8 protein-coding genes and 2 pseudogenes are annotated in these 11,931 nt (G+C 64.3%); 4 read left to right on the top strand and 6 right to left on the bottom strand.

Translation table 11 applies throughout. The annotated features are described in order from the left end of the window. Window positions 1–145 precede the first annotated feature (145 nt). From DMB86_RS18425 to DMB86_RS18400, 6 genes and pseudogenes are all read right to left on the bottom strand, one after another. Window positions 146–655: an SRPBCC family protein gene (locus DMB86_RS18425; protein ID WP_113719055.1), complete on the bottom strand. Its 510-nt coding sequence runs from the start codon at window positions 653–655 to the stop codon at window positions 146–148. A gap of 347 nt (window positions 656–1,002) precedes the next feature. Then, window positions 1,003–1,538 (bottom strand): annotated as a pseudogene (locus tag DMB86_RS18420) (recombinase family protein). A 527-nt stretch (window positions 1,539–2,065) separates the two neighbouring features. Then, window positions 2,066–2,221 (bottom strand): annotated as a pseudogene (locus tag DMB86_RS21690) (hypothetical protein); the annotation flags it as partial. A 471-nt stretch (window positions 2,222–2,692) separates the two neighbouring features. Beyond that, window positions 2,693–3,490, bottom strand: coding sequence for a copper homeostasis protein CutC (locus DMB86_RS18410; protein WP_227878495.1), 798 nt, complete (start codon window positions 3,488–3,490; stop codon window positions 2,693–2,695). Further along, window positions 3,487–5,010, bottom strand: a complete 1,524-nt coding sequence (locus DMB86_RS18405) for a M81 family metallopeptidase (RefSeq protein ID WP_113719054.1) — start codon at window positions 5,008–5,010, stop codon at window positions 3,487–3,489. Before DMB86_RS18405 ends, DMB86_RS18410 begins: the two co-directional genes overlap by 4 nt. Further along, window positions 4,991–6,223 (bottom strand): ROK family transcriptional regulator, encoded by a 1,233-nt coding sequence (locus DMB86_RS18400; protein ID WP_113719053.1) that lies wholly within the window; start codon window positions 6,221–6,223, stop codon window positions 4,991–4,993. Before DMB86_RS18400 ends, DMB86_RS18405 begins: the two co-directional genes overlap by 20 nt. A 286-nt stretch (window positions 6,224–6,509) precedes the next feature. On the opposite strand from DMB86_RS18400, the gene DMB86_RS18395 reads away from it, so the two are divergent. The 4 genes from DMB86_RS18395 to DMB86_RS18380 are packed head-to-tail and all read left to right on the top strand — an operon-like array spanning window position 6,510 to window position 11,929. Continuing rightward, the gene (locus DMB86_RS18395; RefSeq protein WP_113719052.1) at window positions 6,510–8,318 is read left to right on the top strand and encodes a peptide ABC transporter substrate-binding protein; all 1,809 of its coding nucleotides are present in this window, start codon (window positions 6,510–6,512) and stop codon (window positions 8,316–8,318) included. Between the two features lie 43 nt (window positions 8,319–8,361). Continuing rightward, window positions 8,362–9,318, top strand: coding sequence for an ABC transporter permease (locus DMB86_RS18390; protein WP_171814557.1), 957 nt, complete (start codon window positions 8,362–8,364; stop codon window positions 9,316–9,318). Then, window positions 9,315–10,214 carry an ABC transporter permease gene (locus DMB86_RS18385; RefSeq protein WP_113719050.1) on the top strand — a complete coding sequence of 300 codons (900 nt, stop codon included), beginning with the start codon at window positions 9,315–9,317 and terminating at the stop codon, window positions 10,212–10,214. The genes DMB86_RS18390 and DMB86_RS18385 overlap by 4 nt, the downstream gene beginning before the upstream one ends. Then, complete coding sequence (locus DMB86_RS18380) at window positions 10,211–11,929, top strand: dipeptide ABC transporter ATP-binding protein (protein WP_113719049.1); 1,719 nt, start codon at window positions 10,211–10,213, stop codon at window positions 11,927–11,929. Before DMB86_RS18385 ends, DMB86_RS18380 begins: the two co-directional genes overlap by 4 nt. Window positions 11,930–11,931: the final 2 nt, after the last annotated feature.

Below are 11,931 nucleotides of genomic sequence, written 5' to 3'. Positions count from 1 at the left end.
TTGTTTTGGCGACGGACTTCACTGGGTGGTGCTGGCAGAGATTCATGCGTGAGACCCATCGACTTGCCGTCAGCGGTTATCGAGCATCGCTGTGTAATTCATGCTAAGTCTGCTCGATGCGGCTGGCCAGAGTTTTTGGGCAACTCTACTGGTTGTTGTTTGCGTTCCGCCGGGCCAAATAGGCTTTGAGGCCCGCCTCGCCGCGGCGCATCAGGGCCGCGTGGGCGTAGGTGAATGCGGGCGCAGCGACGGGGCTGAGGATTGTCATCCAGCGGCTGGTGGGACGTACTCGCCATTCGATGTCCATCCGGGTGTGGCCGTTGTCGATGGTTGAGAGGACCACGCGGCCTTCGCCTGTAAGGTCGCCGCCGGCGTCAAAGACGACTTCGCGAGGGCTTTCAACGCGGGTCGGGTGGTAGGAAACAGTCAGCGTGTAGCCCAGCGAGGCCTTGAATTTCAGGGTGGCGGTCGTTGCCAGAAGCAGTTCGGCATTTGACGTCCCGGCATGTGGCGATCGCTCCAGCGGCTTGGCGTAGGTGCACCCCGGCCACCAATCCGGCCAGGCCATGTCCGGATCGGCGATGACATCCCAGACCTCCTGTTGGCTGTTCGGGAACATCCATGAAGATGAGAGGTCATACAGGCGCGCTGTCATGGGGAAATTGTTGCACGGGGTTCCGCAGATTGGGCATCTTTGCTCATCAATCTGCCCTGGTTAGAGTCCGAGCCGCCAATGCCGGCGAACCGGGCCGCGCCAAAACGCGGCAAGTCTAGAATTCCATGGAGATTTCCGATGGCAACTTCGTGGAGGGAAGCTACTGTCCTCGTCTCGCTCCGGAATGGAACAACAAAGGTGTGAATCGCAGCGGTATCGGGCGGGTCCAGCTCAGTGCTTGACTCTTCCATAGGTGCGGCCATGGCCATCGCAGGTCCGGCAAGAGTGCGCCGCAGAAACGTTGCGTGCCACATCCCAGCGCTCCGTGGCGTCGAATACGGTCCTCATCAAACCAGTTCGTCGCTTGCCAGGCTGAGGTACCGGTAGTCGGTGGCGCGGCTGGCCCGATGATCTTTCCAAATATCGGCCGGCGTGAGACTTTGGGCCTTTAGAGCGACGGCGCGCCTGACCTTCGCATGAGCGGCGGTGACTTCGCGCCGCCTGGCCTTCCTCCTGTGTTCAGCGGCCGCGGCCGTGCTGGCACTGGTCCGTTCGGCCACCTGGTCGCGCTCGAGCTGGGCGAACGCAGACATGGTGGTGAGCGTAGCCCGGCCCATCGGCCCCGTTGTGTTGATGCCGTCCGCGACGCTGCGAAAGTGCACGCCTCTGCGTTCCAGGTCAGCAACGAGCGCCAGCAGGTTCCGAGTGCGCCGCAGTCGGTCCAACTTCCAGACCATGACTTCGTCACCGTCCCGCAGGTGCTCGAGCATCCATCCAGTTCAGGTCGGCTGTCCCTCGTTCCGCTCGCGCTGTGGTCGGTGGAGATTCGGTAGCAGCCCGCGGCTTGCAACGCTGAATGCTGCAGATCCGTGTTCTGGTCCACGGTGCTGACCCTGGTCGTAACCGATACTCCCAATGCCGATACTCCGTGCGCTCATCAAAGCCCAGGTTCTCTTTTGTTGAGAATGGCGCATGTGTAACAAATTGACAGGATGGGACGGGTGCTCGGAAGGCTTCGAGAATTCCGGGTATCGACCAGATCGAGAAGGTTCGGCCCTCCCGTCTTGATAATGGTTCCATTAACGCGACAGCTAGGTGGGTGGTGTCGAACGGCTGTTTGTGTGGCGCCGCTGCCGTTGAGGGCAAATTTTTCGGCGCTGTGAGGGAGTTCCGCGCCGCCGCGGTCCTTCCGGATTTTGCTGCCGACGGCCATTTTCGGGCCCGCAGGGGGCTCCCCGCCGCCGGCGGCGCGGTGAACGGGGCCGCCGGGGCCCGGACGGACCCTTCCCGGCCCTCATGCCGGGACCATCGCCGGTGAGGAGGGGTGATCTTGCTGATTTTCAGCACGCCGAGCCGGGCGATGTTCGCCGCGGCGGCCAGCAGGGAGAAATCGGCCTTCACCTTGGCCAAGCCCCGGACCCTGGCCCGCCGTCCGCCGTGCTTGCGGCGCATCAGGTGCCCGAGTCTGCGTTCGACCTTCGGGCGGGTGGCCCGGTACGCGGCCCGCCACGCCGGATCCTGTTGTGCCTGGCGGGCCCTGGCCAGTTCGGCTTCATACGGGCCGATGCTGATCGTGCGCCCGGACTGGGAGGCCCAATACTGGTGGCACCGTGGGCACTGGCAAACTCACCAAACTCGAAGACGAGCAGGACCCGCCTCCAGATACACCGGTCCGAATAAGGGTGCCCGGCCAGCCAAACAACATAGGCCTCGATCTCCGCGCTGATCCAAGAGCGGCGGTACCGATCGACGGTGGACGGCTGAATGAAATACTCCTCCAACATGGCGGCTTCCTTTCTCAGTTAAAGAAAATGAAGTAGCCAACATCGCCCCAGCCAACCGTTGTGTGCCATGGAACACCGGCCCAAAGCCAGAAACTTGCGCAAAATCTGCCTCACCCGCGGCTCGGGCCACATAACCGGACCGGGCACAGAGGTCGGGTCATGTAGCGCCAACCTTCCGGCGGGTTGTGATGCGTCAAACACCCAAAGGCATGGTTGGCGCCGTGGGATTGACAGGGCGGCCCAGAAGCCCTGTTTATCGTCTGGTGCCCAGTGTCCGCTGGGTGCGCACCACGTTGACCGCCTCACGGACGATTCCCTCGTCAGTGACACAGTAGGCATCCGGATCCAATGTGGCCGCCGAGCCAAGCGACACGGACGCCGAAGCAGCCCGCCGTCCCGGCACCTTGGCGGAGAGGTGTGCCGCGGCAACGCCGGTGGTGCACAGCAATGCCTTCAGGCCCGCGATCGTGACGCCGCCGCCGGCCATGACCTCCAGCCTGCCCCGGGCCGTGGCCACCATGGCCGAGAGCATTTCCACGCCGTCTCCGGCCGCCGCCGCCTGCCCCGAGGTCAAGACCCGGTCAATCTCCAGGGCGGCAAGCACCTCAATTGCCCCGAGTGGGTCAAGGGTGTGGTCAAGGGCTCGGTGGAAGGTGATGCCCATCTGCGGGTTGATTGACCTCGCAGCGTTGATCAGTCGTTGTGTGGTGGGAATGTCAATGCCGCGCGCCTCATCCAGGGCGCCCAGGACAATCCCGTGAACCCCTTGGAGGGCCAGCGCCGCCGCCTCCGCCTCCGCTGTGGCGACGTCGTCGGCGTCGTACACAAAGTTTCCGGGACGGGGCCGGACCAGCACATGGATGCCAAACCCGCCGCCAGTGGCCGCCAGGACGCGCTCGACCGTGCCTTGTGACGGGGTGACCCCGCCCAGCTCCAGGGCGCTGCACAATTCGACCCGATCGGCTCCGGCGTTTTGGGCAATCCGCGCCCCCGCGGCTCCCGTGACAGCGATCTCCAGCTGCGGCCAGCCGGCGTTGCCCGGCACAGTCACTGTTCTCTCCCTGGCGCGTCGGCGGCGGCCGGCACCAGGCGTGCGCGCAGGTCCGGGGCGTTGAAATCGGTGTCAAAGGGAAACATGGGACGGCTGATGCGGTGGTGGCCCAGCCGGAGCAGGTCCTGGTCGACACCGCCGGGGGTCAGCGCCAGCATCCAGTCCGCCGACATGTTGAACAGCTCCGGCTCAAGGTAACCGATCTTGACGATGACGATGTCCGTGCCGCGGGCGTCTATGCCATTGCGGGTGAAGTCATGTTCGTGGTGGTAGGGCTTGCGGACCTGGGTCAGGAGTACCGACAGGCCGCCGGCACGGACCACCACCTCAACCAGCGCATCCGCGTCTCCTTCAAGGATGTGCTCGACGACGCCGCGCAGGCGTACCGGTCCCGACGGGCCGGCGTCGACGGTGGCGCCGACCATCACGTCGACTTCCGACCCGACTCCGGCCGCCTGGCAGGCCGTGACCGCGGCAGGGTCGGGAATGGATGCGTAGACGGCGGTGACGGAGCCGTCGGCAAGCTCGGGCCGGGCCAGCAGCTCGCCCAGTGTCCAGGAAACGTCGCCCGCGCCGCCCGCCGTCGGGTTGTCCCCCGAATCGCTGATGAAGTACGGACGGGCCGGGCTGGCCAGCGCCGTGTCCAGGCATTCCGCCAGGGTTCCCGTGGGTGCAACGAACGCGAAGCCGTCGCGGTTCTCCCAAAATGCTGCGGCGATTCTTTCGGCCGCTGCAGCTATGCCGTCTGCGTCGTCGCCGGTGACCATGACGACAGCGCGGTTGCGGGGTTCGTCGGCCCAGGCGTAGCCGATCCAAATCCCGGCGTCGAGAACGCCGTCGAGCTTCTCCACCTCGGGAACCATGGCGTAGAGGCTCTTGGCCGGCTCGATCCGGGTGCTGGTTTTCTCTCCCGGCAGCAGGACCGGGATGGGAATCCAGGCTTTGAAGGGACGCGGGCGTCCCGGCAGGGCCAGGCGGGCCAGCAGATTGCGCACTGCCCGCTCCTTGGTGTCGAGGGCGTCCTCGTGCGGGGCCATCCGGTAACAGGTCAGCAGGTCCAGGGCATGGGCCAGCCGCCAGGACACGTTGCCGTGCAGGTCCATTCCCGTGCTGATCAGGACTTCTGGCCCGACGACGTTGCGCACGGCGGTGGCCAGGTCGCCTTCGGCGTCGTCCATGCCAATGACGCTCATGGCCCCGTGCAGGTCCAGGATCATGCCGTCCAAGGGCCCGGACTGCTCCAATCCTGCCAGGATCTCGGCCTTGAGCATCTGGTAGTCGGCCAGCGGCACCGGGCCTCCGGGGATTCCGCGTCCCTGGAGCAGCGGGATCCATTCGGCGGCCTCGCGCAGCGGCTGCCCGGGTGTCAGGAAGTCATAGCGATCGAGGACGGCCGTGCCGCGCCTCGGGTGCAGGTCCGCGGCCGTGGTGACGGCCGGGGAATAGGTGCTTGCCTCAAGGCTCAAACCGGCCATGGCAATGCGTGGGAGGTCGGGATTGCTAGTTGGCTGCGTTGACATGGGTCCTCCAGGGAGTGGCGGTCGGGGTGGGTTCATGCGGACGTTCAAAGGCTTGTTCCAGGGCCAGCCGGCCGATGCCGACCAGCCCGGCATTCTCACCCAGCACCGAGGCGGCAATGATGAGTTCCTTGGTGACGAGCGGGTGGCACCCCTCGTAAAGCTGGCTGCGGAACGCCGCGACGAAGGGTTCGAGCGTCGACAGCACGCCGTTGAGATAGACGGCGGAGGGGTTGAAGAAATTCACGATCGCGGAGACGACCTCGCCCAGGTGCCTTCCGGCGCCGCGGACCAGGCCCGTGGCCATGGGGTCGGCATCGCCGACGAGCCGGACCATGTCCGCCGTGGAGTGGACCTCCGCGCCCGCCTCCTGCAGGAGCCGGACCACGGCCGCACCCGAGGCGATGGTCTCCAAACAGCCGCGGTTGCCACACGAACACAAGGTGTCTCCAGCGGCCGCAGTCCGCACATGCGTGATGTCGCCGGCCACGCCCGTGGCGCCGTGGTAGACGGATCCGTTGATGATGAATCCCGAGCCAATGGCCGTGCCGGCCTTGATGACTATCATCTGGTCGGGCCGGGGCGTCCGTACGGCGTATTCGCCCAGGGCCATGGCGTTGGCGTCGTTTTCGACGGTGACCGGGACCGCGTAGTGCCCGGACAGCTCCGCCCGTACCGGGTACCTGTGCCAACCTGGCATCCGGGATGGCGAGTCCACGTGCCCGTTCGCCACATCCACGGGGCCGGGGAGGGAAATGCCGATGGACAGCAGCCGGCCGGACTGCGCGGCGATCATTTCATCAAAGGCCGCCTTCAGCCGCGCCAGGCCGTCCACCGGCCCCGTGGTCACGTCAAACTCCACGGCATCGATGTGCCCAAGCGTGCCGTCCGCGGTCATCACGGCCACCGTGGCATGGCTGCCGCCAATGTCCGCGCAGAGGACGTAGCTGGATTTTTGGCCCAGTTGAAGGATCTTCGGCTTGCGTCCGCCGGTGGAGTCGGCGCTGCCCGATTCAGTCAGCCAGCCCGCATCCATCAGGGACTGGACGTAGATGGAAATCGACGACGGCGCCATGCCGAGTGCCTCGGCGAGCTCGCCGCGCGAACGGGCCTTGCCGGAGGCAATCAGGCCCAGGACCTCGGCGCCCATGTTTTTCTTGCGGGCGGCGACGGGCCGCTTGGGCGGTGTCGTCAACTTTTCACTTTTTGCATTCATGAATTAAGTCTACCAACTTCTATTTCAAACAGTTGCAATTAGCTGCCAAAAGCTTAGCCCATCCATCGGACGCACTGCGCATTGCCAGAGGATTGGCGTCAAAAACCCCCTAAACAAAGGGAGGGTTTCGTGAATTTAGGCCGAAGTCCCGTTTCGACAAAAGAGCGTTGACTTATTTCGATTACCTGTATTTACTTGATCAAACGTGCCCCTCTCGAGGGTCACACACCTCCTTTGCCGGGACGTCGCACACTGCGTCGGCCCTCAATAGTTCGAGAGGCAGTTCATGTTTTCAACGTTCAACAACCGTTCCCGGGCCACCGTGGCCTTGGCCGCGGGCGCCTTGGCAGCAGTTACCGTCCTTAGCGGATGTTCCGGATCAACGGGCAATGGTGCCGCCGATTCAGCCAAGGACTCGGTCAGCTACGCGTGGCCGGTCTCGCAGACGCCCAACTGGATCATGCCGTTGGGCACCAGCGGCCACACCTCAACCATCAACACCTCGCTGATCGACAGCATGTGGACGCCCTTGTTCGCCTACAACACCTCGGGCGGTTCCATGGGCCTGGACAAGAAGGCCAGCCTGGCCAAGGACATCTCCTACTCCAAGGACGGGTTGACGGCCACCGTTACGCTCAAGGACGCCAACTGGACGGACGGAAAGCCCGTCACCACCCGCGACGTTGAATTTTGGTACAACCTGGTCAAGAACAACAAGGATCAGTGGGCCAACTACGTCTCCGGCAAGATGCCCGATTCCATCAAGAAGTTCACAGCGGTGGACGACCATACCTTCTCCATGACCTTTGACAAGGCCTACAACCAGGAATGGCTCACCTCCACGCAGCTCGCACTGATCCGTCCCATGCCCCAGCACGCGTGGGACAAGTCCGGCGACGACGGCGCCGTGGGAAACCTGGACCGCAGCGCCGAGGGCGCCAAGCAGGTGTTCAGCTACCTGGCGAAGGCCGCCGGGGACATGGGCGGCTATTCCACCAACAAGCTGTGGAAGACCACCGACGGCCCCTATTCCCTGACGTCCTTTGACTCGTCCGGGAAAGTTGTCCTGACCAAGAACGACAAGTACGTCGGCGACGACGCCGGACACATCAAGACGATCAACCTGCTGCCCTTTACCAGCGCCGGCGCAGAGGAGAACGCCCTGCGCAGCAAGTCGCTGGACTACGGCTACATCTCCGCCGCCTCCATGCCGCAGAAGTCGCAGTTTGAAGGCAAGGGCTACGCCGTCACACCGAAGCCTGGATGGTCCGTGACCTACATGCCGTACAACTTCAACAACCCCGCCATGGGCAAGGTGTTCTCGCAGCTGTACGCACGCCAGGCCATTCAAAAGTCCATTGACCAAACCAACATCTCGAAGGTCATTTGGAATGACACCGCCCAGCCCGACTACGGGCCCGTGCCGCAGGGAAATGCGTCGAACTACCTTTCCGATGTGCAAAAGAACAACCCCTATCCGTTCAGCACCACCGACGCGCAAAAGCTGCTGACAGCCCATGGCTGGACCATCGGTTCGGACGGAATCGCCTCCTGCACCAGCCCCGGAACCTCGGCCACGGACTGCGGCGAAGGCATCGCCAAGGGCACCAGGTTTGAGATGACGGTGCTCTCGCAAAGCGGTTCAACGGAGACCGACAACATGATGAACGCGATCCGTTCATCCCTGTCCAAGACCGGAATCTCCTTCAAGGTCCAGGCTGCGCCCGTGAACTCGGTCCTGGCGCAGGCACAGGCCTGCAAGGGCGCGGACCCGGCCTGTAAGTGGCAGCTGTCCTTCTTCGGCACATCGGGCAGCTGGTACTTCCCGGCGTACCCGACCGGCGAAAAGATCTTCGGCACCGGCGGGAAGTCAAACTTTGGCAGCTACTCCAACGCCAAGGCCGACCAGTTGACCGAGGCCGCCATCATGTCCAATGACACGACCGCCATGAAGCAGTACAGCCAGCTGCTCGCGGAAGACCTGCCCGTGGTCTGGATGCCCAACCCCGTCTACCAGGTTGCCGTGACCTCCAGCGCCCTCAAGGGCACGCAGCAAGACGTTGACCAAATCTACCCGCAACGGTGGACCTGGTAGATTCCCATTTGCCCCCGCCGGGGCACTGATTGATTGGCACATAGTGGATATATTTCGGTTCATGCTCAAGCGGGTGGGGCAGGCACTGGTCGTCGTTTTCTTCGTGACGGTGGTGGTGTTCCTCCTGCTGCACGCCCTGCCCGGAGGCCCGGCCCGCGGGGTCCTGGGAATCCAGGCCACCCCGGAGCAGATTGCCCGGTTCAATGCGGAACAGGGACTCAACAGGTCCCTCCCTTGGCAGTACCTGAACTATTTGGGGCAGCTGCTGCACGGCGATCTGGGGCAATCCTATGTGCTGAATTCCTCGGTTTCTGATCTGTTGAGCCAGCGGCTGCCCAAGACCTTGGCGCTGTCGGTGCTCTCAGCCGTGGTGGCGCTGCTTGTCGCAATTCCCCTGGGATTGTGGCAGGCAGCGCGTCGGAACAGGCCCGCGGACTATGTGCTGACGGCACTGTCGTTCGTCGCCTATGCCACGCCGGTGTTTTTTCTCGGCCTGATTCTCATTGTTGTCTTCAGCCAGCAGATTCCCCTTTTCCCGTCCCAGGCGCCGCAGGCGGATTCGTGGTGGGGCGTCTTTGCGGACCCCATGGGATTGGTCCTTCCCGTGGTTACGGGCGCGCTGGGCATGATCGCGGTCTTTAGCCGGTACATGCGCTCCTCCACCCTGGACAACCTGTCGGAGGACTATGTCCGCACTGCCCTGGCCAAGGGAACGTCACGCAAAGTGGTGCTGCGCCGGCACGTCTTCCGCAACTCACTGACGGCCGTCATCGCCATGCTGGGCTACTACATCCCCGTCCTGTTCGGTGGGGCGCTGGTCGTCGAACAGCTCTTCAACTATCCGGGGATGGGCCTGCTGTTTTGGAATGCAGCGCAAACACCTGATTTCCCGGTCCTGTTGGGCTGCGTGTTGGTGATCTCCATCGCCACCGTGATCGGTTCGCTGCTGGCCGACCTCGCCCAAGTCCTGCTTGACCCACGTGTAAGGGAGTCCCGATGAGCAACCCGGTCCTTGAATCCGCGGCGCCAGGAACTGTCCGCGCCGCCCCCGCGCCCAGCAACCGCATCTTGATGCTGCGCCGCTTCCTGCGCAACAAACTGGCGGTGGCCGGCGTCGTGGTGGTGGCCCTGGCCTTTCTCCTTGCCTTCCTCGGACCGCTTTTTTACGGCACCGACCAAATGCACGTGGACCTCAGTGCCGCGAATCTCGCCCCGGGCGGCTCCCACCCGATGGGGACCGACGCGGTTGGCTTCGACCAGCTGGGCCGGATGATGGTTGGCGGCCAGGTGTCCTTGGTCATCGGGCTGGCTGCCGGCATACTGGCCACGCTGATCGGCTCCATCTGGGGTTCGATTGCCGGCTACGCCGGCGGCTGGGTCGACGCCGTCATGATGCGCATCGTGGACAGCGGCATCGCCATTCCAGCACTGTTCATCCTCCTGGTCATTTCGGCCATTACGGCGCCGAACAGCGTCACCATGATCGTCGTCATTGCCTGCCTGTCCTGGCTGGTGCCGTCGCGCCTGGTAAGGGCTGAGACGCTCTCACTGAAGAGCCGCGACTACGTGCTCACGCTCAGGGGCATCGGCGGATCGCATTGGCGCGTCATCAGCCGCCACATCGTGCCAAACACCGTGAGCACGCTGGTGGTCAACGCAACATTCCAAGTTGCCGACGCGATCTTGCTGGTCGCCTACGTCAGCTACCTCGGCATGGGCGTGCAGGCGCCTGCCACGGATTGGGGCGGCATGCTCAGTGCCGGTCTGGCGGCCGCCTACAGCGGCTACTGGTGGCTGATTCTGCCGCCCGGCATTGCGATTATTTTGGTGGTCTGCGCCTTCAACGCCATCGGCGACGGGCTGCGCGACATGTTTGATGTGAAAGGCCAGCGATGAACCCCAACACAGTGGCTGCCGTCGACGGCGGCCCCGCATCCGCCGCGGCCCTGCGTGTGCAGGACCTGAAAGTGCAGTTTTCCACCGAGTCCGGCCGCGTGGACGCCGTCCGCGGGGTCTCCTTGTCCATTCAGCCCGGCGAGGTCCTCGCGCTGGTGGGTGAGTCCGGGTCCGGAAAGAGCACGGTGGCCCTGGGCGTGATGGGCCTGTTGCCCGGAAACGCCGCGGTCACCGGTGACGTGCGGATAGCGGGCAATGCCATCGACACGACCGACGAGGCCGCGTTGTGCGACGCCCGCGGCCGGATCCTCAGCATGGTGTTCCAGGAACCGTCCACGGCCCTGAACCCGCTGTTGACCATTGGCGGCCAAATTGCCGAGGTCATCACCAACCACCAAAAAATCTCCCTCAAGCAGGCCGCACTGCGGGCGATTGAACTGCTGGGCACGGTGGGCATCCCTGATCCGGCAATACGGGCAGGGTACTATCCGAATCAGCTTTCCGGCGGCCAGCGCCAACGCGTGGTGATCGCCATTGCCATTGCCAACAAGCCACAGCTCCTCATCGCCGATGAACCCACCACAGCCCTCGATGTAACGGTGCAGGCAAATATTTTGGAGCTGCTGCGCACACTGGCTGCGGAGATGAACATGGCGATTTTGCTGGTCACCCACAACATGGGTGTCGTGGCCGACTTTGCCGAGCAGGTGGCCGTCATGTACCACGGTGAACTGGTGGAGGTCGGCGCCGTCGAGGACGTGCTGTTGCGTCCCCGCCACGAATACACCAAGCGGCTCCTGGCAGCAGTCCCCCGGCTGGCGGTCGAGGCCAGGGACCGTCCGCTGGCGGACGCCCCCGAAGGGAAGGCTGCCGAGCCCGCCGTCCTGGAACTGGACCAGGTGGGCGTTCGGTATGGCCGCGGAAGCCGCGCGTTCAACGCACTCGACGGCGTCAGTTTCAGCCTGGTGAAAGGACAGACCCTCGGCCTGGTCGGCGAATCAGGTTCCGGCAAGTCCACTGCCGGCCGGGCCGCGCTGGGCTTGATCAAGCCCTCCACCGGCAGCGTGCGGCTTTTCGGCGAGGACCTGCGCACCCTGCGACACAAGACACGCAAGGCCCTGCAGTCCCGGATTGGCATCGTGCTGCAGGATCCCGTGGCATCCCTGGATCCACGGATGAGCGTGGCCGAGTGCATTGCCGAGCCCCTGCTGGTCCATCGCCGCACCTCCGCGGCCACGCGCCGGACGATGGTCCGGGACGCCCTGGAAGCCGTACAACTGCCGGGCGCGGTCCATGGCCGCTATCCGCACGAGCTTTCCGGCGGCCAGCGCCAGCGCGTCAGCATCGCCCGGGCACTAATCCTCCAGCCGCAGCTGCTGATCGCCGATGAGGCCACCAGCGCCCTTGATGTCTCGGTCCAGGCAAGCGTCCTGGACGTCCTCAAGAACCTGCAGGAACAGTTCGGCTTTGCCTGCCTGTTCATCAGCCATGACCTGGCGGTGGTGCAGGACATGGCCCAACAGGTGGTTGTGCTCCGTGCCGGCCAGATCATGGAGGCCGGACCCACGGCCACCACCCTCATTGCGCCCCGGAATGACTACACCCGCGATCTGCTGGCGGCCGTCCCGGTTCCCGATCCGGTGCTCCAGCGCCAGCGGCGCCTGGCCCGATTAAGCAGCTCCAGCCAAGTCAGGAGCCAGGTCGCCACGCCGTGAAG

Origin of the sequence: Arthrobacter dokdonellae (assembly GCF_003268655.1) — a bacterium.
GTDB lineage: Bacteria > Actinomycetota > Actinomycetes > Actinomycetales > Micrococcaceae > Specibacter > Specibacter dokdonellae.
Note: the sequence above shows the minus strand (reverse complement) of the source record. Positions and strands in the feature narration are given on the sequence as shown.

What these genes read in the sequence shown, in the direction of transcription:
- DMB86_RS18385 (WP_113719050.1), top strand. Translation starts at nt 9,315, where the DNA reads ATGAGCAACCCGGTCCTTGAATCCGCGGCGCCAGGAACTGTCCGCGCC.
- DMB86_RS18405 (WP_113719054.1), bottom strand. Translation starts at nt 5,010, where the DNA reads ATGTCAACGCAGCCAACTAGCAATCCCGACCTCCCACGCATTGCCATG.
- DMB86_RS18400 (WP_113719053.1), bottom strand. Translation starts at nt 6,223, where the DNA reads ATGAATGCAAAAAGTGAAAAGTTGACGACACCGCCCAAGCGGCCCGTC.
- DMB86_RS18395 (WP_113719052.1), top strand. Translation starts at nt 6,510, where the DNA reads ATGTTTTCAACGTTCAACAACCGTTCCCGGGCCACCGTGGCCTTGGCC.
- DMB86_RS18380 (WP_113719049.1), top strand. Translation starts at nt 10,211, where the DNA reads ATGAACCCCAACACAGTGGCTGCCGTCGACGGCGGCCCCGCATCCGCC.
- DMB86_RS18425 (WP_113719055.1), bottom strand. Translation starts at nt 655, where the DNA reads ATGACAGCGCGCCTGTATGACCTCTCATCTTCATGGATGTTCCCGAAC.